Consider the following 23,400-nt stretch of genomic DNA (forward strand, 5'->3'; position numbering starts at 1 on the left):
CTCGGATGACAGAAGGGAACGGTCGTGAACGCGACCCGCCAACAGGTCGTCGACCACTTCGAGGAAACACGTTGGGACCACCGCTACAAGGTCGTCACCACCAGGAAGCCCGGCGACGCCGACCCGACCGCGCACCCCCCCGTCGAGCCCACGTCGTGACCGGCGCCGGAGCCGGGACCGCCTCCCGGCATCTCCTCGGATCGGCAGTCGCGACGATGGCGCTCGTCACGCTGACCGCGCTGGTTGGGTCCGGGAGCGACGCCGTCAGCGCGTTCGACGGCAACGCCCGTGTATTTGCGGACCGCGTCTTCGGGACGTCGGCCGGCTCCTGGCTCGGCGCCGACGGACCGGCCGACACGGTGGGCTCGGCCCTGTTGGGGGCAGGCATGCTCACGGTCCTCGGCGTACTGCTGCGCCGTTGCCGACCCGGCGCCGCAATGTGGGTGCTCGCCGGCCTGACTGTGCAGTTCGCGGCGGAGACGGCGCTCGAAGCGTTGGTGGGACGGCCGATGCCGCCGCCGGTCGACGGCACTCTCCCCGCTCCCGGGTACAGCTTCCCGTCCGGGCACATGGCCTCCGCGACGCTGATTCTCATGGTGCTCCTGGTCGTGCTGCGTACCAGCACGCCAGTGTGGTGGCTGTGCGTGGGCCTGGGCTCGACCCTCGTGGCGGCTGTCGGCGTCTCCCGCGTGCTGGCAGACGCCCACCACGCCGCCGACGTCGTGGGCGGCGTCGTGCTGGGGCTCGTGGTCGGCTTCGCGGGCGCCTGGCGTGTCGACGTCCGCTCCCTGGATATCTCCGGAAAGGAAACATGGTGAACGATTTGGCACGCCTGGCGTCTACCCCGTTGGGGAAGGCGGTGGGCATCACACGGGACTACGTGCTGCGGATGTACTACATCGTGGACGAGGTGCCGCGCTGGCAGCGTTTACGTCTCACGCCGGTGCTGCTCGGCGTCGAGTACCTGGTCTACCGCGTCGACTCCCTGGCCGAACGCAACACGTCGGTGGACCTCGACGCCGAGCGCAACAGCGACTACGAGGCGTTCCATACGTACAAGAAGGCTTTCGAGAAGGTGTTGCGGGCCCTGGGGGCATGGAACGAGGACGTGGCCTTCCTGGTCGACGAGGCTGAGCGGTTCATCCGCTTGGAGAACGCCACTACGTCGCGCGGCACCGTCACCCGTCAGGACGCCCTGGCCTTGGTCGAACTGCGGCCCACCGACGTACGCCTGCTGCGTGCCATGACCTTCGCCCTGCGCGGACGGTCGATGGACCCCGCGACCCGAGACCTGCTCTGGCCGGTGGAAGTGCTCGCGGACATCGCGAACGACCTCGGGCATTACGAACAGGACGTCGCCTTGGGCACCTTGAACGTCTACGCCGCCTTCGTGGAGCTCTTCGGCGACGCGGCCGCCGCGGAGCTGCGCCGCGAGGTCGACCGGTATGAGTCGATGTTCCTGGACCGCCTCTCCGCACTGCCACCCGCGCGGCGTGCACGGGTCGCGCAGGTCTGCCGACGCCGCTATACGGCGGCCGTGCGGCCGTATCCCCGGATGATCACCCAGCCGCCAGCCCCCGCGTCCCCTTCCCGGTCCGCTGGCACAAGCCCGCGAAAAAAGGCCGCCATCGGCGCAGCCCTTGCCGTCGGTGCGCTCGCAGCAGCGGCGTACGGGCGTGGACAGCCCCGACTGTTGATCGTCTCCCCACTGCTTCGCAAGAGGAGAGGACACACATCATGAGCAGCGCGATGCGCCGGTGCCGGTCATTTTGAACCCGCTCTCCGACGGGTGTCGGCGTACTCCTGGCCACGGAAGTATCACGAAAGCGGTGGGCACCACTCGGTTGGCGTAGAGGTACTTCCCAGCCAAGATTCCCTACACCATATGACGGGACGCCATCGCGTGTCCTCCGGCGAGCCGGTAGCCGAATTCCTCAGCGAGCGCTTCCAGGCCGATGCGGATGAGCCGATGGCGCAGGTCTTTCACTACGCGGCCGCCGCCAGCGTACTGGCGAGTTCGGGGAAGCGGGAATCCCAGGCGGCTCTCGCCGGGCCGGGCAGAAACGGGCCCGCCAGTGGCTCCGCAGCACCTCCGCACTGAGGTGGGCGTGCAGGGCCTCAGGCGTCTGCGCCCCGCGGATCACCCGCTCGTACGTCAGCAGCACGTCGGCGTCGTCGGCCAGGTCGTACTCGTAGTGCGGACCCCAATCCAGGTACCGGGGCAGGACGACAAGGCCGTCCACTGGCCCGCTCAGATCCCCGAGCGAGTTCGGCAGGGTGTACGGCCGGAGCTTTGCGTACCTGCTGCTCATGCTCACCAGCATGCCCGAAACCGGGGACCGGCGGTACGCATACCTGCGACGGTGGCGCTCCCGGGCGCCCGCCGAGACACGGCGCGTGGCACGCTCGCTTTAAAGTCCTGTCGAACAAGATCCCAGCCGTTGCTGGACGGACGGGGCGGCTCCGTCCAGAGAGGCGGGGCGGGCCGTCTCGGCGGGGCACGGGGGCGGGTGAAGGACCCTCAGTGGGGTCTGGGCCGATCTCCCGAACCTCTCGTGAGGCCGTGCCCTCCGCGCCTCACCGGCTTCCCGGACCCACGGCTGTTGAATGGACGACGCGCGGACGTCACAGTCGGCCCTTGCCGGGCTCCTCTCGCGCGCCCGGACACAGGCAGGAAGCGTCAGCGCGGCGCATATTCCGCCCACTCTGCACATAACGCACACCAACGGTCTGTCCGATTTGAGTCTCACGGTCCGTTGACCTGCTGCTTTCTTTCACATGTTTTTGTTGGATCTCTTTTCGATGACGCATCATGTGGAGTGCGTGGCGATCCTGGAGCCGGCCGCGAAGGGCTCCTGACCTGCGGTTTTGTGGTTATCGTCGTCCGCTTGACCTGTTTCCCCTCGTCCAGCAGGTGAAGCGCGGGGCTTGTCTGCGATACCCGCCTGACCTGCGATTTCAGACGGGCACGGCGATGGTGACGCAAGGCGTGTCCGCGCGCCCGTCGGGTTGTCGACGCTCGCATGACGCTCGTTCTGAAGGCCCATCACATCCACCCGTCCGTCCCGTCGCAGGCAAGGGGCGCCTCGCGATCCGCACGGACGGATCTGGGTCGAATCGCGCCGACCTCTGTGGCGCCAATCCCCCTGATAGGCGTCGGATGCCCCGGTGATCTCACTCTCCGTGGCCGTCTGTGTACTCTATTCATGAGGTCGCTTGAGATGTAGTAAGATTCAATCTACGTAATAATCTATCTACGTTAGTTCCGGGGGTGTCATGGAGTTTCAAGGTCGGGTCGGGGATCTTGAACTGCTGGGCGAGCAGTACCGGGCAGTGGCAGAGGGTGTTGGAGCCACTCGAGGGCGGGCTGTGATCATGACGGGCCGGCGCCGGGTGGGGAAGTCACGACTGGTCCAGGAGTTCTGCGACCGCTCGGGAGCGCCGTACGTGGTGTTTCAGGCCACCCGAGGGCGTAACCCGGTGACTGAGCGCGCCGACTTCGCCGCGGCCCTCGCGCAGTCGCCACTGCCGGGGGTGGAGCTGGTGGCTGGCCTTCAGGCGCAGGACTGGAACCAGGCCCTGCGCTCGCTGGCGCTCGCGGTACCCGATGACTCACCCAGCATCGCGGTGATTGATGAGGTGCCCTGGCTGGTCGAGCAGGATCAGGAATTCGAGGGCGCACTCCAGACCGTCTGGGACCGTCACCTGTCTTCCAAGCCCGTGCTTCTGCTGCTGGTCGGCAGCGACACATCGGTGATGGAGGCACTGCAGTCGTACGGGCGCCCGTTCTTCGGCCGGGCAGCGAAAATGACCATTCGCCCCCTGAACCTGGCCGACGTGCAGGCCATGACCGGGCTCGACGCCGCCGGGGCCGTCGACGCCCAGTTGATCACTGGAGGATTCCCCGAGATCGTGCAGTCGTGGCGGCCGGGTATGGGGCGTACGGACTTCTTGCGGGCTTCGGTCGCCAATCCTCTCTCACCCCTGCTGGTGGCCGGCGAGCTGTCCCTGCTGGGTGAGTTTCCCGAGGCTTCGCACTCACGGGCCGTCCTGGAAGCGGTTGGCAGCGGCGAGCGTACGTTCAGCGCCATTGCGGCCCAGGCCGGCGGCGTCAGCGCGCTGCCGTCCGGCACGCTCTCCCCGCTGCTGGCCATGCTGCAGGCCAAGCGAGTCCTGGCCGCTGATCTCCCCCTGTCCGTCAAGCCGGACAGCAAGAACAAGCGCTACCGGATCGCTGACCCGTATCTCCGGTTCTGGCTGGCCTTCCTGGTGCGCGCGATCCCGCTCATCGAGCGTGGCCGCGGTGACTTGGCACTGGAACGCATCGAGCGGTCATGGACCACCTGGCGCGGGCGAGCGGTCGAGCCGCTGATCCGCGAGTCCTTGCTGCGCCTGATGCCCAATGCCGAGTGGCCCGAGGCCGAGGCCATCGGCGGCTGGTGGAACCGTCGGAACAACCCCGAGATCGACCTCATCGGTGCAGACCGCGAGCCGGTGGCCCGGCAGGTGCACTTCGTCGGGTCGGTCAAGTGGCTGGAGACCCAGCCCTTCGGCCGTCATGAGTACGACGCCTTGGTACGCGACATGCTCGCTGTTCCCGGTACCGCCCCGGACACCCCGATGGTCGCGGTCTCCCGCTGCGGGGTGGCCGATGATCTGCCGCTGACCGCGCACTGGGGACCGGAGGACCTCGTACGGGCATGGCAGCCTCGATAGCCGCGGAGCCTGCGGCCGGACTTGCCGTCCACCGCAACCGTTGCCCGTGCCGGGCGGGGCTGCGGGTGGGGCGGAGGCTCGGCGTCATGGGGGGTGTGAGGCGGCGCATTTTAGCGCAGGGAGTGCAAGGTGCCGGGCGTGGCGATAACCCGTACGGCGGACTGGCACACTGGGCGCTGTTCGCATCAGACCCGAGCCGACCGGACGAGAGAGCCATCGCATCCGTGACCGACGAGTCCATGGCCCTGGAAGCTGCCGACGAGGGTGCCTTCGGCATCGACGCCTTCACCCTGGACGACCGGCTGCGGCTGTTCCACTTCGCCGCCGCCGACAAGCGCCACGACTATCTGTGGCTGCTGCGTGCCTTCGACCGGGGACGGGCCAACTATCAGGTGCTGCTGCACGCCTCGGACGCCGCGAGGCTGCTGGAGCGGTTCGCCGCGGACCATCCCGGTGCGGCCGCCGTCGGCGACGTACAGCCGCTGCTCGACGCGCTCGCCGAGTGGCGGGTCCTGGACCGCAGCTACGACGGGACGCGCGCCGCGAACCTGGCCGAGTACCGCAACCGGCACTACGTCTACCAGTTCACCCAGGCCGGATACCGGGCGTACCGGGCTGTGGAGGACGTCCTGGGGGCGCGGCTGGAGGACGCCCAGCTGTCGCGTCTGGTCTTCCCCGACATCCTCGCCGACCTGCACGCGCTGGCCGAGGCCAACGCCGCGGGCGACGCCGAGGAGGTGTACCGCAAGCTCGGCCGACTGGACTCCGTGCTGGGTGAGATGGCGCAGCGCGCCGCCCGGTTCTACCTGATGCTCGGCGACCTGGCGCGGACCAACGACACCCGGCCTGAGGTGTTCCTCGCCCACAAGGACGCCCTGCTCGCGCACATGCGGGAGTTCACCGCCGAGTTGGGCCGCTACGCCCCGCTGCTCGCCGAAGCCGCCGAGAACGCCGCGGCCACCGGCGTCGACCGGATGGTCGAGCATGCTGCAGAGGCCGACGAGCGCCTCTTCCGCAGCCCCGCCGAACGCCTCGACGACTGGCGGCAGCGGTGGCAGGGCATCGTCCACTGGTTCGCGGAGCGCGAGCACAGCGAGGCCGAGCGGCTGCAGGACGCCACGGTCACCGCCATCCGCTCCGTCCTCGCCCTGCTGCGCCGCGTCACCGAGGCCCGCCGCGGCGGGGTGAGTCGGGAGAGTCAACTGCGCCACCTCGCCCAGTGGTTCACCTCCTGCGAGAGCGACGACGACGCGCACGCCCTCTTCCAGGCGGTCTTCGGGCTCGGCGCGCCCCGCCATATCGCCGTCCCGTACGCCGACCCCGAGCTGATCCCGGGGCGTACGTCGTGGTGGGAGGCCGAACCGGTCGAGCTGGCGCGCACTCTCGTCCAGTCCGGCCGCAGCCCGGCGCTCAGGGGCCCCGGCCGCGTCGAACGCAACGAGGAGCAGCGGGCCCGGCTGCGCGCCGAGCAGCTGAAGGAGCAGGCCGAGCGCCGCCGCGCCGCCGTGTCCCTGGCGTCGGACGGCGTGTACGGCAGGGTGCTCGACGAGGCCGAGACGCGGGCTTTGCTGGGGCTGATGGACGTGGCGCTCGCCGCCCGCGTCCCGGCGAGCCGCACCGTCACCGCCGCCGCCGGGGCCGCCCACGGCGTACGCCTCACTCTCACCCCCGCCGAGGGTTCCACCACCGTGCGCACTGTCCGCGGCGACCTGCACCTGGACGGGCTGCGACTGGAGGTCACCGTATGAGCACCGGAGCACGGGACTCCCGCCCGTCGCCCGACGCCCCCGGCACAGGAGGGCCAGGGGCGCCTCCCGCCGGAGGCCGGGGGCGGGCGGGGCGCGTCGCCGAGACCGTCTCGCCCCTCGAACTCGCCGACTACCAGAAGGCGGTTCGGCTGGTCCTGCGGCATACGCTGATCACCCCCGCCTACCCGGACAGGGCGGCCCTCGCCACCGTACGCCGCTGGGCCGAGCAGCTGCGCACCGACCTCATGGAGGTCCTTGGCTACCGGCTCGTCACCACCGCCGACACCGCGCGGCTGCAGCGTGCCCAGGACCACCTGGACGCGACGCGGCCCGCCGTCACCCGTGCCGGCCGTCCCTTCGACCGGCGCCGCTACGCTTACCTCGTCCTCACTCTCGCCGCCCTCGGCCGCCACGGCGCACAGGTCGCCCTCGGCGAACTCGCCGACGCGGTCGCCGCCGACGCCGTACGCATCGACGGCCTCGGCCTGGACACCGCCCGCAAGGCCGACCGGGACGCCTTCGTCGACGCCGTCACCTGGCTCGCCGAACGTGGCGCCCTCGCCCTCGCCGACGGCTCCGCCACCGCCTGGGCCGGCGACCCCGAGCGCGCGGAGGCCCTGTACGACATCGACCGCGAGATCCTCACCGCCGTCTACCAGCCCTCCCGCGTCCTGCAGCACCTGACCTCGGTCACCGGGCTCCTCGACTCCGGCGGCGGGCTCGGCCTGGCCACGGGCCGCCACGCACAGCGCCGCGACCAGGCCCGCCGGGCCCGCCGCCTCGTGCTCGAGAACCCGGTCGCCTACTACGCCGACGCCGACCCCGAGCTGCTCGGCCAGCTGCGGGCCCCCGCACTCGCCGAGGACCTTCAGCGCCTCACCGGCCTCGGCGTGGAGCGCCGCGCCGAGGGAGTCGCACTCGTCGACACCTCCGGCAGGCTGTCCGACATCCGCTTCCCCGGCGGTGGCACCGTCGCCCAGGCCGCGCTGCTGCTCGGTGCACGCATCAGCGCGGCCGCCCAGCGCACCGGGCGGCACGCCCCCGACCTGCTGCCCGCCCCGACGGCGGCCGAACGCCTCGCCGGCCGTGTCCGCCGTATCGACGCCGCCCTCCCGGAGCGCGGCCGGCTCGCCGGACTTTCCGCACCCGAAGAGGAACCGGCGTACGAGACGCGCGAGGCGGAGCGGAAGCGGGACGAGCCGGAGGAGACCCGCTACCCCTTCGTCACCGACTCCTGGCTGCGCGGCAGGCTCAAGGAGATCGTCGGCGAGTACGGCAAGGGCTTCGCCGTCGACCTGCGCGAGGACCCGGACCGGCTGCTCGGTCAAGTCCTCGACCTGCTGGCCGCCATGTCGCTGATCGCCCGTGTCGACGGCGGAGTCCTCGCGCTTCCGCTCCTCGCCCGCTACCGCGGGGTCACCGCCCGGGTGAAGTCCCGCGAGGGAAGCGAGACCGTCAGCCGCACACCCGCACCGCAGCCAGTCCTGTTCGCCGACGACACCCTCAAGGACCCGACCGCGTGAGCATCCCCGCTCCCACACCTGCCAACGCCCCCGATCCCGCCCCGGTCACCCGATTCGTCCCCACCCGCGCCGGGATCGTCAACCTCTGGGACTACCGGGACGAGGAGTTCTCCTTCGCCGGCGGCTGGCTGGTGCTGCGCGGGCCCAACGGCTCCGGCAAGACCAAGGCCCTCGAAGTCCTCTTCCCGTTCGTCCTCGACGGCCGTATCGACCCCAAGCGGCTCAACCCATTCGCCGCCGAGGACCGCACCATGAAGTCCAACCTGCTCTTCCGCGGGCAGGACAACGCACTCGGCTACGTCTGGATCGAGTTCGTGCAGCCCGCCACCGGCGAGGCCGTCACCTGCGGCATCGGCCTGCACGCCCAGCGCCACCGGGACACCCCCGCCCGCTGGCACTTCGTCACCGACGGCCGCGTCGGCGAGGACTTCTCCCTCTTCACCGACGACGACCGGCCGCTCACGAAGAAGCAGCTCGCCGCCGAGCTCGGCCACGAGCTCATCGCCTCCCCGACCGACTACCGCGCCGCCGTCGACCAGCGGCTGTTCGGCCTCGGCCGGGAGCGCTACGAGCAGCTGCTCACCCTCATCCTCACCCTGCGCCGCCCGCAGCTCGCCAAGAACCTCGACCCGGCCAAGCTCTCCGACACCCTCACCGAGGGCCTGCGCCCCCTCGACGATGACCTCATCGCCGAAGCCGCCCGCTCCTTCGACGACATGGAGTCCGTGCAGCGCACCATGGAGGGGCTGGCCGCCGCCGACGACGCCACCCGGGCCTTCCTCGCCAGTTACTCCACCTATCTGCGGGTCCACGCCCGGGTGGCCGCCGACCGGCTCACCGCCCGCCGCACCGAGACCACCGTCCGTACCACCGCCCTGCGTACCGCCGCAGCCGATCTCGACTCGGCCCGGGAACAGCAGACCGCCGCCGAGACCCGCGCCGAGAGCGCCGGCGCCGCGCTCACCGCCCTGCGCGCCCGCCTCGACCAGCTGCGCTCTTCCGCCGCCTACCAGGCCATCGAGCAATTGGCCGACCTGGAACGCCTGGTGCGCACCTGTGAGCACACCGCTCAGCAGGCCGCCGCCGAACGCGAACGCCGCACCGCCGCCACCGGCCGCGCCCGCGCCGAAGCCGAACACGCGGGCCGGCTCACCGCCGAACTCGAGGCCGCCGTGTCCCGCGACGCCGCCGCGGTCGCCGACCACGCCCACACCGCGGGCATCGGCTGGACCCCGGCCGACGCCGAGCCCGCCCGGCTTGCCGAGCGGTCCGCCGCGCTCGCCGCCGCCCGGCACGAAGGCGTACGCGCCGTGCGCGCCGCTCAGCAGAGCTGCCGCGGCGCCGAGCAGACCCGCGCTCTGACCCGGAGTGCCCTCGACCGCGCCCAGGAGGCCGTCACGGGCGCCGAAAGCGCCGAGTCCGATGCCGAGTCGGCGGTCGAGACTGCCCGCGCGCAGGCGCTGGCGGCGCTGGCCCAGTGGACGCAGGCCCACGGTCCGCTGCTCCCCGAGGGCGCCGCCGACCGTTTTGCCGAAGCCCTCGATCTCACCGGCGAAGCAGAAGCGGCCACTCTCGCCGACACCTTCAACGAGGTCGCCGCCCCCGCCGTGCGGGAGCTGCGCGACACCCTCGCAGCCCTGCGAGCCCAGCGCACCGGCCTCGAACGCCGCCGCGCCGAGACCGAGGCCGAACGCGACCGCATCGCCGCCGAACACGACGACGCCCCACCCGCCGCCCGCGGCCGCACCGCCGACCGCACCGGGGAAACCGGCGTGCCGCTGTGGCAACTCGTCGACTTCGCCGACCACCTGACGGAGGGCGAGCGGTCCGGTCTGGAAGCCGCCCTGGAGGCGTCCGGGCTCCTCGACGCCCTCGTCACCGCCGAGGACACCCCCGTGGCGGCCGGGCACAGCGACGGCTACCTGCACGCCCGCACCCCCGTCGACGGCCCCAGCCTCGCCGACCTGCTGCGCCCCGAGGACGGCACACCGATCCCCGCCGCGCGCGTCATCGCCGTACTGCGCTCCGTCGCCGTCACCTCCGACCCCGGCTCCTCCGCCGCGCAGATCGCCCCGGACGGCCGGTACACCGTCGGCGTCCTCGTCGGCGCGCACACCAAGGAGCACGCCGAATACGTCGGCGCCACCGCCCGCGAGTGCCGCCGCGCCGCCCGCGTCGCCGCCTGCGAGGCCCTCCTCGCCGAACTCGCCGCCCAGCTGGAGGAGTCGGCGCGCGAACAAGCCCGTACGGACGCCGTTCTGGAGGCGTACGACGCCGCCCGTGCCGCCCTGCCCCGCACCGCCGGCATCACCGCCGCGCTGCGCGAACTCGACAGGGCCGCCGCCCGGCTGCGCGCCACCCGCGAAGCCGCCGACACCGCCCAGGCCGCGTACGACGAGGCCGCGGCCGCCGCCTCGGTCGCCGAGCGCGCCCTGCGCCGCGCCGCCGCCGAGCACCGCATCGAAACCGACCGCGTCGACGCCGTCGAGACCGCCACCCGCGCCTTCGAGACGGCGGTACGCGAACTCGCCGCGCGCCGCCGCGAACACGACCGCCAGCTCCAGGCCGTACAGGCCGCCGCCGACCGACTGGGCGCGGCCGCCGAGGACGAGGAAGCGGCCCTGGACGCCGAGCGCGCCGCGCGCCGCCGCCACACCGAGGAGGCCGCACGGCTCGACGCCCTCCAGGAGGCTGTCGGCGCGGAGGCGCAGGACGTGATGCGCCAGGCGCAGGAGGCCGAGGACGCCATCGACGGCGCGGTCCGCTCGGCCGAGATGTCGACCGCCGCCCTGCACACCGCCATCGCCGCCACCGCCTCCGCCGAGGCCCGCCTTACCGCGGCGGCCGAGGCCCGCGCCGTCGCCGCCGCCGAGCAGAAGGACACCGCCCGGGGCCTCGCCCCCTACGCGGCCCGCGAACTCCTCGACATCCTGCGCTGTCCGCCTGGCCTCGCCTGGCCTGCCCAGGAGGCCGACTGGGCCGGCGAGGAGCTGCCCGCCGCGGCGGTCGCCGTCCACGAGGCGATCCTGGCCGCCACCCGCGACCTCACCCCCACCGAGAACAGCGTCAAGCAGTCCGTCACCCGCCTCACCAAGGCCCTGGACGACCTGCAGGCCCAACTGGCCGCCGCCGGACAGGACTACCGGCCCGAATGGGACGGCTCCGACGGCGTCATCGTCGTCCGCGTCGCCGACGAGGAAGGCCCGCTGCCCCTCGTCTCCTTCGCCGGGAAGATCGCCGGGCACCGCCGCGACCAGGCCGAACTGCTCAGCGACTCCGAGCAGCGCATCCTCGAGGACGCCCTGCTCACCCGGCTCGCCCAGCAGATCCACGACCGCACGGTCGACGCCCGCGATCTCATCCGGCGCATGAACACCGACATGCGCCGGCGCCGAATGTCCTCGGGGACGACGGTCGGCGTGAGCTGGCTGCTCGCCGACGACCTCGACGACGAGCAGCGCTCCGTCTGCACCATCCTCGACGCGGACGCCGCCCGGCTCGGTCCCGAGGAACGCGCCCGTATCCGCGCCCACTTCGCGGCGCAGATCAAGAACGCCCGCGCCCGCCGCCGCGACCTGCCCTACCGCGAACTGCTGGCCCAGGTCCTCGACTACCGGCGCTGGCGGCAGTTCGCCTTCCAGCTGGTACGCCCGGACCGGAGCGAGGAGCGGCTCACCCGCGCCCGGCACAGCCGCCTCTCCGGCGGCGAGCAGTCGGTGTCCCTGCACCTGCCGCTGTTCGCCGCCGCGCACGCCATGCTCAACTCCGCGCATCCGCACGCTCCGCGGCTGCTCGCCCTCGACGAGGCGTTCGCGGGAGTCGACGACACCGGGCGGGGTGAACTGATGTCGCTGGCCGCGCAGTTCGACCTCGACCTGTTCATGACCGGCTACGACCTGTGGGCCGCGCACGCCTCCGTTCCCGCCGCCGCCCACTACGATCTCGCGCACTCGGCGATCGACCACACCGTCTCCGCGCTGCTGCTCGTCTGGGACGGCGCGAAGCTGCTCGCCGACGACACCGGAGACCTCACCACCGCGCTCGGCTCGCCGGGCACCCGCCGCGTACCGGGGCCGAAGGAGGTCGCCGATGTCGGCTGAGCTGCCCGGGCAGGACACAACGCGACACGGGGAACCGCCGTACGAGGAACTCCGCAGCGAGGGCTGGACCCGGCTGCTCACCGCCGCCCGCCGCAGGCTCGAGCGCACCTCGGGCGCGCTTGACGGCGAGATCGGCCTCACCGCCCCCAGTGAGGCCGAGCGCCGCACCGTCATCGGTGTCACCGGCCGTTACCGGCCCGAGACGGTCAAACGCCTCGCCGTACCCCTCGCCGCCCTGGATGCCTATCTGTACGACCGGTACGGCACCGGTCTGCTCCAGACCCTCGGCCGGCTGAACGGCCCCCTGCGCGACCGGCCCGCCGAACGCGCCGACGAGGACACCCGCCGAGAACAGTCCCTGACGTCCGCCCGCTCCAGCCGTCTCGCCGGTGAGGACTGGTTCGCGGCCTGGCTGGACCGCCTCGCCGCCGACGGCACGCTCACCCGGCTCTTGCGCCGGGAGGACGCGTCCCTGGTCGACGCGGCGGTGCGCGTCCTGGAGGGACTTCCTCGGGACCCGTCCCGCGTCGTACCACTGCCGGTCCTCGCCGAATGGGCCACGGGGGACACCAAGGCCCTCGTCCCCGGCGCCCCGCTCGAACAACTCGTCCTGCGCGCTCTCGTTCTGCGCGCGGGCGGCCGGTACGCGGGCGGCGACGTCCCGCGCGACCGGTCCGGACGCCGAGCCCTGTGGGAGAGCGCGGGCGCCATCGCCGACGACCTCGCCAGCCAGGTCCTCGTCCTGGGCATCCGGCCCGAGGGCGACACAGTGGTCTGCGACTGGCTGCGCGACGCCGCCGACTTCGGCATCCCGTTCCGGCTCACGCTCCACCAGCTCGCGTCTGACCCTGTCGTCCTCGCCGACCGTGACATCTTCGTGTGCGAGAACCCGGCCGTCCTGCGCACGGCCGCCGCCGAACTCGAAGCCGAGAGCGCAGCCCTCGTGTGCACCGAGGGCGTACCGTCCGCCGCCTGCCACAAGCTGCTCGGCGACGCCGCACGGGCCGGCGCCCGGCTGCACTGGCGCGCCGACTTCGACTGGGCGGGCCTGCGCATCACCGCCGCCGCCGTGGAACGCCACGGGGCCCGCCTCTGGCGCATGACCGCCGCCGACTACCGTGACGCCCTCGGCCAGGGCGAGTCCACCCCCCTGGCCGGACCCCCCGCAGCCAGCCCCTGGGATCCCCGACTGGCCCAGGACATGGAGAAGTCGGGCCACGCCGTCATGGAGGAGCGCCTGCTGCCCGCACTCCTGGCCGACCTCACCCGTACCTGAGCCGGGGCGGAGTGGGGGCGTACCGCGCCGGTTGTGGGCTGGTGGACAGTCCTCGGTGGGTCACGATGTGCGAGCCGGCGTCCGGAGCGAGAAGGGGGAGGATCCTGCGGGGTGAGCTGGTCACCCTCCAGGCAGCCCCCGCTGACCGTCGGAAGGGCAGCACTGCCTGTGGCCCCTGCGCCCGAGGGAGTGCCGCGCCCAAGACTTGCTTCTGGACGGACAGCCGGTCGATGCACGGCGCAATGACGGGGGGCTGACTTACGTGGACGACGGGTTCCTCAAACTGTCTGCCTAGATGGCGAGAAGAGGCGCGCCTGTCAGAGGGAACGGCAAGAATGCGGTCATGGTGGCGATCATCAAGTGCCGTGAATACGAGGACGAGTACCTGGAGTTCCTTGAGAAGTTGCATCAATCCCGACGGCATGACTGGGAATGGTCGTTCACGCGCCAGCGTGACCTGTGGTCATGAGCGCGCCGCCCTCAGCCTCTGCCCCCCGCCCACCCTGATGTCCTGGTTGCCGTCGCCCGACGCTCGGCTTCCCCGACGGCTCCCGTTTCCCATGGTCGGCAGGATGTGATCAGTCGATGTTCGGATCATCGGACTCTTCGAGCGGCCGGGTCGCGGTCTCCTACGGCACGCTACGAGCGGCCAACCCGACCGCGTCCCGCTACCCCCATACAAGTCGGCGGTTCACTTCTTGCTGATGTCGAGGCCGGCGCAGCGTTCGTGCAGCACATCCACGGCCTTGCTCCCTCCCTCGCCGGACAGCCGGGTGCGTCGTTCCGGGAGGACCAGGGCGGATCAGGAATTCTGACGCACGTGCTTCGCAGCAATACTCCACGGTTCCCGTGGGCGGTCCCCAGCACCATGCTGACCTGCGAGCTCACCGGCATCACAGAGGCTTCGGTTTCGGCCGGAACGAACCAGCTCAGCGTCCCGTACCCCATCAGTCCACGTCAGGGCAGACAGAAGCACCCCCGGCGCGCGCCACGGCATTTACCACGCCCCCGGCGCGCACCGAAGGTGCGCTGGATTGCTGACCTGCTGTTCCGGTCATTGCCGGGAAGACGGGCGTGTGGTGCCGTCTCTACCGGGAGGATCCGCCCAGCTCGTGACAACTCTGCCGTAGCGGGTGATACGGCTAACCCGCCGGGGAACGTCTGACGGGACATCTGCGCGGAGCCGTGAGACGACGAAGCCGCACCGGAGCGCTCCGGTGCGGCTTCGGGCCGTGAGATCGGCTGCACTGGCACGCACCATGCGGTCGGCGGCCGTACGCGGTCCTTGATCCTTTGCTGCTCTCGGAGGAACGCCTGATCTACGAGCGCACCCGCCCACCCGTCATGCCGGGAGCGATCGGTGGTCGTGCGCCGTGGATGGCGGTCCTCGAGGATCTGGTGGCCGGTGCGAGGCCGGCGTAGGAGGCCAGGTGGGCGGCGCTCGGGAAGCTGCTGCCGTCGCCGACCATGACAAGGCAGCGCACTGCAACACCTCGCCGTGGGCTGTGTGCCGAACTCCTGGCGCACGTCAGGCAGCGCAGCCGGACACCGGGCTGCCGCGGATCCCGTGTCGTACCGTCTGATGTCGCGGTGGCCCACCGTCCGCTGCCGATCTCACCGAACCCGGCGGTGCCGCCGGGTTCGGCCGAAAGATCCGAACCAGTACCGGGAATCAGGCCGCGACGAGCTCCTGCTCGCGGTCCGGCGTTCCGACCTCGGGCTTCTTGTTCGGCAGCGAGAGCCGGAAGACCTTGCGCCACGCGGAGAACACCTGCTTGGGCAGCGGTCCGGTGACGTACTCCAGCTCGTACTTCTCGAACAGCGCACGCACCTTCACGGCGACCTCGGCGTAGCGGTTGCTCGGCAGGTCCGGGAACAGGTGGTGCTCGATCTGGTGCGACAGGTTGCCCGTCATGAAGTGCATGGCCCTGCTGCCGCTGATGTTCGCCGAGCCCATCATCTGGCGCAGGTACCACTGGCCGCGTGTCTCGCCCTTGATCGACCGGCGCTCGAAGACCTGCACGCCCTCGGGGAAGTGCCCGCACATGATCACCGAGTGGGACCAGATGTTGCGGACCAGGTTCGCGGTGAACGTGGCGGCGAGCGTGGGGAGGAACGACGGGCCCGACAGCAGCGGGTGGATCACGTAGTCCTTGAGCACCTGCTTGCGGATCTTGCGGCCCACGGCCTTGGCCCGCGCGCGGAACTCCGGGTTCTTGCGGCGGCGCTTGTTCAGGTTCTTGCCGAGCTCCAGGTCGTACGCCGCGATGCCGTACTCGAAGAAACAGGCGTTGATGAAGTTCCACAGCGGCTGGCCGAGGTGGAACGGGTGCCACTTCTGGTCCTCGTCGACGCGCATGATGCCGTAGCCGAGGTCGTTGTCCTTGCCGATCACGTTGGTGTACGTGTGGTGCAGCTCGTTGTGCGAGTGCTTCCACTGGTCGGCCGGCGAGACGTGATCCCAGTCCCAGGTGGTGGAGTGGATCTTCGGGTCCCGCATCCAGTCCCACTGGCCGTGCAGGATGTTGTGGCCGATCTCCATGTTGTCCATGATCTTCGCCACGGACAGACCGGCGGTGCCGAGCAGCCACGCCGGCGGGAAGATCGAGAACAGCAGCACGCCCCTGCTGACCAGCTCCAGCTTGCGCTGCGCCGAGATGACCTTACGGATGTAGGCGGCGTCTTTCTCCCCGCGGCCGGCGATCACCTCGTCGCGGATCGCGTCCAGCTCACGGCCGAGGTCCTCGATCTGCTCCGCGGTCAGGTGGTCGGTGGGGTCGATGGCGGTCAAGATGCTCCTACCGTTCGATGTCGCAGGGGCCCGCTGCGGCGGACACGCAGGTCTGGATGAGGACGCCCGGCTCGGCCTCGGTGATCTCGCCGGTGCGCAGGTCGCGGACGGCGCCCGCCTTGAGCGGCGTGACGCAGCCGAAGCAGATGCCCATACGGCACCCGGAGGGCATGAGCACGCCGGCCTCCTCGCCGATGTCCAGCAACGGCGTGGCGCCGTCCGCGTCGACGGTCTTGCCGGTGGCGCTGAACGTGACCTCGCCTCCGTCGCCGGCGACGATGATGCTGGGGCGGAAGCGTTCGGTGTGCAGGCGCTCTTGTACGCCGTGCTCGATCCAGTGCTTTTCGGCGGCGTCGAGCAGGCCCGCCGGCCCGCAAGCCCAGGTCTCGCGCTCGGCCCAGTCGGGCACGATTTCGTCGAGACGGGCCATGTCGAGCATGCCGTCCGTGGCGGTGTGCACCTCGGTGAGCCGCAGCTTCCCGGCCGCGACCAGGTCGTGCAGCTCGCTGCGGAAGATCACGTCTTGCGGCCGGGGTGCGCAGTGGACCATGACGGCGTCGTCGAACTCGTTGTCGCGCAGCATGCCCATCACGGGCGTGATGCCGCTTCCGGCCGTCAGGTAGAGCACCTTGGCGGGCTTGGCCTGCGGCAGCACGAAGTCACCGGTCGCCTGGTCGAGCTGGATCAGCGTGCCCGGTTTCACCCTGCGGACCAGGTGGTTGCTGACCTTGCCGTCCGGGATCGCCTTCACGGTGATCGTGACGCGGCCGTCCTGGCGGTCTGTCGGCGAGGTGATGGAGTAGGCACGCCACAGGCGCACCCCGTCGACGTCGACCCCGATCCGCACGTACTGACCGGCTGTGTGGCCGCGCCAGCCCCGCCCCGGCCTGATCACGACAGTCACGGCGTCACCCGTCTCGGGGTACACGGCCTCGATGCGCCCACGCAGGTCAGCGCCCGCACGCAGCGGGCTGACCAGGTCGAGGTAGTCCGACGGCAGCAGCGGCGTCGTGACCATCTCCAGCAGTTTCCACCCCCTGCCGCGGAGGGTTGCACTCGTCATGACTCCAGCTTGCTGCGCCTCAGGGCGTAAAGTCCTGACCGCAGGACGTAAATCTGGTCGGCAGAATTGTTCGCAGGGAACAAAGACGTGAGCCATGCAACCCGGAGGGCCAGCGAACTGGCCCTGGACGAGACGACGGTCACCGCACTGAGGGCCGCGCTGAAGACCACCGCCGACGAGGTCGTCCAGGCGATCATGGACGAAGTTCCCTCCTACGCCAACGCCCTGTCGGGCCACATGGGCGCCACCATCCGCCGAGCCGTCCGCACCGCCCTGGGGCACTACCTGGACCTCGCGAGCGGGAACGCCACGGGCGGCGACGCCGGTGACGCGGCCTACGAGCTGGGCCGCGGCGAGGTGCGCGACGGCCGTTCGATGGACGCCCTGCTCAGCGCCTACCGCGTCGGCGCCCGCGTGGCCTGGCGATGCCTGGCAGCGGGTGCCGTACCCGCAGGTCTGCCCGCCGCCGAGGTGGCCAAGTTCGCCGAGCTGACCTTCGCCTACATCGACGAGCTCTCCGCCGCGAGCGCCGCGGGCCACGCCGACGAACTGGCCGCCCGGGGCAGGGCCCACGAGCGCCACCTGGAACACCTGGCCCGCGACCTTCTCGCCGGCGCGAGCCCGGACGTGTTGCTGGCCTCTGCTCAACGGGCCGGGTGGCAGCCTCCGGTTTCGGTGACCGCGGTCCTGCTGCCCGCCGCCCAGGCCCGGCCCGCCTACCGCGCGCTCGACCCGGGCACCCTCGTCCTCGACGATCTGCCGGACGCCACCGGTGTGCTGCTCGTCCCCGATGCCGACCGATCACATCTCTTGCGGCAGCTGACCGACCGCACCGCAGTGGTCGGCCCGGCCCGGCCATGGACTCGTGCGTCCGCCTCGTACGCACGAGCCGTACGCGCGCGCTCCCTCTCCTCTGATATTCGCGACACCGAGGACCACCTGCCCGAGCTGGTGCTGAGCGCCGACGTGGACGCGTTGGCGGACCTGCGCGCGCGAGCCCTCGCACCGTTGCACACCTTGCCTGTCGCGACCGCACGGCGGCTGGAGGAGACGTTGCGGGCGTGGCTGCTGCACCAGGGCAGGCGGGACGAGGTGGCGGCAGCGTTGTACGTCCATCCCCAGACAGTCCGGTACCGGATGTCGCAGCTGCGGGACCTGTTTCCGGATCTCGCGTCGCCACACCGGGTCCTTGAACTGACGCTGGCGGTCGGTCTTCGGGTCAGCTGACGCGTACTTCGACCGTCCACGAACTCCCGGCGGATCCCGGCACCATGCGCGGGGTCGCCCCCCGAGCACCGCGTCCCCGTGTTCGACCTGCGGCGGCTCTCGTGCCTCGGTGTCCACCTGGAGGTCCTGTAAGCCGGGACGGTCCGGTTGGGCGACGCGATCATGGTGCAGCAGGCCGGCCCCGTTGTGATTCGGTCAACTCCTGCCGGTCCTGCCCTGTCGGATCGATCGCCGGCGGCTGGTGGTGCCCTCCACCATGCCTCCTTCCGGTCCGCGTCCCGCCGGGGTCGGCGAACGCGTTGATCCCCATGGCGGTTTCCACACCTGGAGGCTCGTTGGAGCCTGGCTCGGCGGGCGGCGGGCGGCGGGCGGCGGGCGGCGGGCGGCGGGCGGCGGGCGGGGGAGCACGTGAAAGGCGGTCGGGCGGCGGTCAGCCGTCGAGGAGCTCGGCGAGCGCCGGCACGGGGTCGTGCGCGGGCGGCCCGGCGGGCCACCAGGTGCCGGACCGCTCCCGGTACGGATACCAGCGGCAGTCGCGCCCGTATCGCAGCTGCAGGCCCCGGCCGTACAGCGATCAGGGAAGGAATTTCCAGGAGGGACCGTCAGGTGCAAGGTTGCGCGAACACAACGTGACGTCTCTGCCCTTGAGATAGGCCAGCAGCCAATCGCTGAAGCTCATCTCGTAGAGTGTCCACGCCAGGCTGTCGAACTCCTGGACGACGACGCGCCAGGGCGACGCGGAGTCGTCGGGAACGCGAAGGAAGACCGCCTCGCCCGTCGTGGCCGTCGCCACCGGCATCAACTCGCCCGGCATTGCCCCTACCGGGCTCGGCAGGAACTCGGCCATGTCCTCCTCGCGCCAGAGTTCGAGATCATTCCTGATCATTGTTCCCAGATCGTGCAGAAGGTGGCCGGCGGGGTGCTCCAGATACAACTGCCCGTTGATGACGAACGACCCGTAGGCGTCGACGATCTCATGGAAGTCCGTAGGGAACGTGATGCCGAGTTCCTGCTCCAATTCGATCCACGGCGTCGGATCCGACCAGTTGAACCGGGGCACCCCCAAGAGGGTTTGGATCTCTGGAAGCGTTGCCACCGCTGTGCCCCTTCTGGCAGGTCGTACTGGTGTCGGTCTCGGAGTTGACCATGGTGCGGACGGGTCGCAGTAGGTCGTCGGGTTGAACGAGGTCCACGACTTCGTGGTCTCGGCGTCCCACTGGCGCAGCGAGTAGCGTGTCTTGGGGTCGTAGCAGTACGCCGACCTCGCGCCGTCGTCCTCCTCCGGGTAGGTGACGTTGTCGTCCGCTGCACGGCGGCACCGTCCGCTGCACCCTCGCCGTCCACGGCAAACACATCCAAAGCGCCACCGCCACCGGCACCTACGGCCGCGCCACCCGTTCCGCCACCCTGCCCACCCGGAACGGCCAGGAGCAGAACCGACCGCCACCACCTCCGCTGCCGGAAAGGATCCGGGTCAGCGCATCAGTGAACGCCACCTTGATGCCGGCGTGGTCGGCGCGGATGCGTCCGGCTCGGTGCGTCACGGCCGACCGGTGCCGGCGCGAGGTGGCGCGCGTCCGGCGTCACTTCCCGCTGTAGACGGGGAAGGCGCTGTGCTCGCCGTAGTCCACGTCGCGCAGGTCGCGCAGGACGTCCATGTCGGCGCCGGAGATCTCGAAGTCGACCTCGGCGTTGGACCGCATGTGCTCGGGGTTCGCCGTCTTGGGCAGCGACACCGTGCCCAGCTGCAGGGTGTAGCGGATGCACAGCTGGGGGACGGACACGCCGTACTTCTCCGCCATGGCTTGGACCTCGGCGTTCTTCAGGATCGCGCCGTGGGCGATCGGCGAGTACGCCTCGACGAGGATCTGCTTGTTCTCGCAATAGGCCAGGAGGCCGGAGGGGGTGTTGCCGGCGTGCACGAGCAGCTGGTTCACGTGCGGGACGACGGTTGCGCTCGAGAGGATGTTCTCCAGGTCGCGCTGCTGGAAGTTGGAGACTCCGATGGAGCGGATCTTGCCGGCCTGGTGGGCGTCCTCCAGGGCACGCCATGCCTCGCGGTTGCCCTGGGCGTAGTCGCCGCCGCGGAAGTCGTTCCACGGCTGCGGGCTGTGGATCAGCATCAGGTCGATGCGGTCCAGGCCCAGCTCCCCGAGAGAGCCGTCGATCGCGGCCAGTGCCTGGTCGTAGTCCTTGATCTCCGCCGCGAGTTTGGTCGAGACGAACAGCTCGTCCCGGGGCACTCCCGCGCTGCGCACCCCCTTGCCGACGCCGCGCTCGTTGCCGTACGCCTGGGCGGTGTCGATGTTGCGGTAGCCGAGTTCCACGGCTGCGCGGACCGCGTCGGCCACCTTGTCGTCGTCGATGAACCAGGTGCCGAGCCCCAGCTTGGGAATCTGGACGCCGTTGGACAGCGTGTAGGTCTCGTCCAGGATGGTCATGCGTTCGCTCCGTTCCTGTGCAGTCGCCCGTACACCTCGTCGGTGACCGGCTCAAGCCATTCGTTGTCGACGTCCTCGCCCGGAGTGATGAAGGCGACGTGGGAGAACCACGAGTCGGCCTTCGCGCCGTGCCAGTGCTTCGTGCCCGCCGGGACCCGGACCACTGTTCCCGGCTCCATGCTGACGGGGTCCTCGCCCTCGGCCTGGTACCAGCCGCTGCCCGCCGTGCACAGCAGAATCTGGTCACCGCCGCCGCCCGTGCCGTGGTGGATGTGCCAGTTGTTGCGGCACCCCGGCTCGAAGGAGACGTTACTGACGGGAACGCTCCCCGAGGCGAGTGGGGCCAGGTAGCTCTGGCCGGTGAAGTACTGCGCGAAGGCGTCGTTCTTCTCCCCGAGGGGGAATATCTGATCAAAACCGTTGTCAGTCATCTCGTTCCTTCTCTTGATCCAACACGCCCCGCCGACCGTGTGGGGCACCGTTGTGCTGCTCGAGCCGATGATCAGGCTGAGCGCTCGTCCGCGATCTTCTTCAGCAGGGCGATCGCCGTCATGGCGTTGGGCCATCCGGCGTAGAACGCCAGGTGTGTGATCGCCTCCGACAGCTCCTCGACCGTGAGCCCGTTGTCCAGTGCCACACCCAGGTGGTACGGAAGCTGCTCGCTGCGGTAGAGGGCGGCCAGCACACCGACCGTGACCAGGCTGCGGTCCCGCGGGGAGAGCCCGGGGCGCTCCCACACATCCTGGAACAGGACTTCGTCGGTGATCTCGACGAGCTTCGGCGCGATGCCGGCCAGCTCCCGGGGCGCGGACTGCTTCGCCATGAGGTGTCTCCCTGCGACGGTACGAACACGAGGATGCGGCGGTGTCCACTCTCGGCCACTCCGGGTCGGCAGGCATCCCGCAGGCGGGTTCCCCGTTCTTCGCGACCGGACCGCATCCGTTGCCACCATTGAGGAAACCGCAGCTCACAGCCTCACGGAAGGCACTGCCGTTACAGGTACCGACAGAACCCCCCAGCCCCGAGCCGCCCCGCCCAGCGCGGACGGCATGGACACCGCCCACGATCCGGGAGTTCTCGCCACCCGCCGTGCCGAGATCACCCCACAGCAGGCCGGCCTGCCCTCCTTCGGAGGCGGCAACCTCAGCGGAGTTCCGGATCCCGGAAGCGGTCGCCTCCGCCCCGCCGTCCGGCGCCACCCGAAGATCCGACTGCCGTCCGGGCGCCTCGCGCCGTGCCCACCCGGCCCGTCTCCTTGGGCACTCCTCGAAAACGGAAGATCGGCAATGGGGTCCTTCGGTCCGAGGAGCGGGTCGAAGGGTCAGCGGATCGGGATGTCGGCCCCGTACTCGTCCGCGGGCCGGGGGCCGTGGATGCGTCGACCGCCCTCGGTGATGGCGACATCGTTGATGCTCGCCTCGCGGCGTCGCATGAGACCGCGCTCGTCGAACTCCCACAGTTCGTTGCCGTGGCTGCGCCACCACCTGCCCCCCGCATCGTGCCACTCGTACTGGAATCGGACGGCGATCCGGTCCTCGTGGAACGCCCAGAGGCTCTTGCGCAGCGCGTAGTCCAGTTCGCGCTCCCACTTCTGCGTCAGGAAGGCGACGATCTCCTCGCGGCCGTTGACGAACACGTCCCGGTTCCGCCATGTCGAGTCCCGGGTGTAGGCCGATGCGACCCGCCGCGGGTCGCGGGTGTTCCATGCGTCCTCGGCGGCCTGGACCTTCCGCAGGGCGGTCTCCCGCGTGAACGGCGGGTGGGGCGGGCGATCTTCCGGCATCGCGTCCTCCTCGGTTGAGAACGAGCGTTCTCCATCGGTGGGGCACTAACGTAGGGAACGATCGTTCTCTACGTCAAGGAGCCCCGTATGCCGGCCCCGATCACCGAGGAGCAGAACCGCCTGGACCGCGAAGTGCTGCTCGACGCAGCGGAGAGCCTCTTCTACGGGCGGGGCATCCGGGCGACCGGGATGGACGAGGTCCGCGCGGCATCCGGACTGCCGCTGAAACGGATCTACCGCTTCTTCGCGACGAAGGAGGATCTGGTCGTGGCGATGCTCGAACGGCGCGACCGGCGGTGGAGGGGAAGCCTGGCAGCCCACGTGGAACAGGTCCAACACCCCCGCGAGCGCGTGCTTGCGGTCTTCGACTGGCTTGCCGAGTGGTTCGCACAGCCGGGTTTCCGCGGGTGCGCGTGGGTGAACGCCCACGCCGAACTGGGTGCGTCGTCCGAGGCGGTGCTCGCCGAAGTCCGCTCCCACAAGCAGGCGTTCCGCGAACAGATCGCACTGTGGGTGCGAGCCACCGGGGTACCGGTGACCGAACCGGTCTTCCTGCTCGCCGAGGGAGCCATCGTGACGGCCGGTATCAGCGGCGACCCGGCCCCGGCCCGCCACGCCCGCGCAGCCGTCGCGGCGCTGCTCGGGGCACCTTGACCCCCGGCCGCCGCAGACGACCCGTTCGTCGGCCCTGGGGTGCCGCCGGCCCGTCCGACCGCGATCCGACCCCCGTCC

General features: G+C 70.7%; 19 protein-coding genes and 2 pseudogenes. 11 read left to right on the top strand and 10 right to left on the bottom strand.

The features are described 5' to 3' along the window. Window positions 1-24: 24 nt before the first annotated feature. The 9 genes from ACL02U_RS17460 to ACL02U_RS17500 all read left to right on the top strand — a co-directional run bounded on the left by ACL02U_RS17460 (window position 25) and on the right by ACL02U_RS17500 (window position 13,832). Entirely contained in the window at window positions 25-159 is a 135-nt protein-coding gene (locus ACL02U_RS17460) for a hypothetical protein (protein WP_412791772.1), read from the top strand. A 56-nt stretch (window positions 160-215) separates the two neighbouring features. Further along, window positions 216-818 (top strand): phosphatase PAP2 family protein, encoded by a 603-nt coding sequence (locus ACL02U_RS17465; protein WP_412791773.1) that lies wholly within the window; start codon window positions 216-218, stop codon window positions 816-818. Then, window positions 812-1,741 (top strand): hypothetical protein, encoded by a 930-nt coding sequence (locus ACL02U_RS17470; RefSeq protein ID WP_412791774.1) that lies wholly within the window; start codon window positions 812-814, stop codon window positions 1,739-1,741. The genes ACL02U_RS17465 and ACL02U_RS17470 overlap by 7 nt, the downstream gene beginning before the upstream one ends. Window positions 1,742-3,276: 1,535 nt before the next feature. Next, window positions 3,277-4,716, top strand: a complete 1,440-nt coding sequence (locus tag ACL02U_RS17475) for an ATP-binding protein (protein ID WP_412791775.1) — start codon at window positions 3,277-3,279, stop codon at window positions 4,714-4,716. Between the two features lie 224 nt (window positions 4,717-4,940). Beyond that, window positions 4,941-6,464 carry a TIGR02677 family protein gene (locus ACL02U_RS17480; protein WP_240116622.1) on the top strand — a complete coding sequence of 508 codons (1,524 nt, stop codon included), beginning with the start codon at window positions 4,941-4,943 and terminating at the stop codon, window positions 6,462-6,464. Continuing rightward, entirely contained in the window at window positions 6,461-7,987 is a 1,527-nt protein-coding gene (locus ACL02U_RS17485) for a TIGR02678 family protein (protein ID WP_240123518.1), read from the top strand. The genes ACL02U_RS17480 and ACL02U_RS17485 overlap by 4 nt, the downstream gene beginning before the upstream one ends. Then, window positions 7,984-12,087 (top strand): TIGR02680 family protein, encoded by a 4,104-nt coding sequence (locus tag ACL02U_RS17490; protein ID WP_412791776.1) that lies wholly within the window; start codon window positions 7,984-7,986, stop codon window positions 12,085-12,087. The genes ACL02U_RS17485 and ACL02U_RS17490 overlap by 4 nt, the downstream gene beginning before the upstream one ends. Further along, window positions 12,077-13,363 carry a TIGR02679 family protein gene (locus ACL02U_RS17495; RefSeq protein ID WP_412791777.1) on the top strand — a complete coding sequence of 429 codons (1,287 nt, stop codon included), beginning with the start codon at window positions 12,077-12,079 and terminating at the stop codon, window positions 13,361-13,363. The genes ACL02U_RS17490 and ACL02U_RS17495 overlap by 11 nt, the downstream gene beginning before the upstream one ends. 343 nt (window positions 13,364-13,706) lie before the next feature. Continuing rightward, a complete protein-coding gene (locus ACL02U_RS17500) occupies window positions 13,707-13,832 on the top strand; it encodes a hypothetical protein (protein WP_412791778.1) in 126 nt (41 codons plus the stop codon). A gap of 889 nt (window positions 13,833-14,721) precedes the next feature. On the opposite strand, the pseudogene ACL02U_RS17505 reads toward ACL02U_RS17500, so the two are convergent. From ACL02U_RS17505 to ACL02U_RS17520, 4 genes and pseudogenes are all read right to left on the bottom strand, one after another. Then, window positions 14,722-14,856, bottom strand: a pseudogene (locus ACL02U_RS17505) (transposase); the annotation flags it as partial. Between the two features lie 45 nt (window positions 14,857-14,901). Continuing rightward, window positions 14,902-15,123 (bottom strand): annotated as a pseudogene (locus tag ACL02U_RS17510) (DUF6207 family protein); the annotation flags it as partial. Continuing rightward, window positions 15,036-16,154 (bottom strand): fatty acid desaturase family protein, encoded by a 1,119-nt coding sequence (locus ACL02U_RS17515; RefSeq protein WP_412791779.1) that lies wholly within the window; start codon window positions 16,152-16,154, stop codon window positions 15,036-15,038. The gene ACL02U_RS17515 and the pseudogene ACL02U_RS17510, both read right to left, overlap by 88 nt. A gap of 7 nt (window positions 16,155-16,161) precedes the next feature. Beyond that, window positions 16,162-17,172 carry a ferredoxin reductase gene (locus ACL02U_RS17520; RefSeq protein WP_412791825.1) on the bottom strand — a complete coding sequence of 337 codons (1,011 nt, stop codon included), beginning with the start codon at window positions 17,170-17,172 and terminating at the stop codon, window positions 16,162-16,164. Window positions 17,173-17,304: 132 nt separating this feature from the next. On the opposite strand from ACL02U_RS17520, the gene ACL02U_RS17525 reads away from it, so the two are divergent. Next, entirely contained in the window at window positions 17,305-18,444 is a 1,140-nt protein-coding gene (locus tag ACL02U_RS17525) for a PucR family transcriptional regulator (protein ID WP_412791780.1), read from the top strand. Window positions 18,445-19,018: 574 nt separating this feature from the next. Here the strand turns inward: ACL02U_RS17525 and ACL02U_RS17530 are convergent. The 6 genes from ACL02U_RS17530 to ACL02U_RS17555 all read right to left on the bottom strand — a co-directional run bounded on the left by ACL02U_RS17530 (window position 19,019) and on the right by ACL02U_RS17555 (window position 22,668). Then, on the bottom strand, window positions 19,019-19,540 hold the full coding sequence (locus ACL02U_RS17530; RefSeq protein ID WP_412791781.1) for an SMI1/KNR4 family protein: 522 nt from the start codon (window positions 19,538-19,540) through the stop codon (window positions 19,019-19,021). Window positions 19,541-19,823: 283 nt separating this feature from the next. Beyond that, window positions 19,824-19,988 (bottom strand): hypothetical protein, encoded by a 165-nt coding sequence (locus ACL02U_RS17535; RefSeq protein ID WP_412791782.1) that lies wholly within the window; start codon window positions 19,986-19,988, stop codon window positions 19,824-19,826. A gap of 39 nt (window positions 19,989-20,027) precedes the next feature. Continuing rightward, on the bottom strand, window positions 20,028-20,885 hold the full coding sequence (locus ACL02U_RS17540) for an aldo/keto reductase (protein WP_412791783.1): 858 nt from the start codon (window positions 20,883-20,885) through the stop codon (window positions 20,028-20,030). After that, window positions 20,882-21,316 (bottom strand): cupin domain-containing protein, encoded by a 435-nt coding sequence (locus tag ACL02U_RS17545; protein WP_412791784.1) that lies wholly within the window; start codon window positions 21,314-21,316, stop codon window positions 20,882-20,884. Before ACL02U_RS17545 ends, ACL02U_RS17540 begins: the two co-directional genes overlap by 4 nt. A 71-nt stretch (window positions 21,317-21,387) precedes the next feature. Beyond that, window positions 21,388-21,708 carry a carboxymuconolactone decarboxylase family protein gene (locus tag ACL02U_RS17550; RefSeq protein ID WP_412791785.1) on the bottom strand — a complete coding sequence of 107 codons (321 nt, stop codon included), beginning with the start codon at window positions 21,706-21,708 and terminating at the stop codon, window positions 21,388-21,390. A gap of 498 nt (window positions 21,709-22,206) precedes the next feature. After that, entirely contained in the window at window positions 22,207-22,668 is a 462-nt protein-coding gene (locus tag ACL02U_RS17555; protein ID WP_412791786.1) for a nuclear transport factor 2 family protein, read from the bottom strand. 87 nt (window positions 22,669-22,755) lie between these two features. Between ACL02U_RS17555 and ACL02U_RS17560 the strand changes: the two genes are divergently transcribed. Beyond that, a complete protein-coding gene (locus ACL02U_RS17560; protein WP_412791787.1) occupies window positions 22,756-23,322 on the top strand; it encodes a TetR/AcrR family transcriptional regulator in 567 nt (188 codons plus the stop codon). The last annotated feature ends 78 nt before the right edge of the window (window positions 23,323-23,400 follow it).

The sequence above is a fragment of the Streptomyces sp. MS06 genome (assembly GCF_047200655.1).
Classification (GTDB): Bacteria; Actinomycetota; Actinomycetes; order Streptomycetales; family Streptomycetaceae; genus Streptomyces.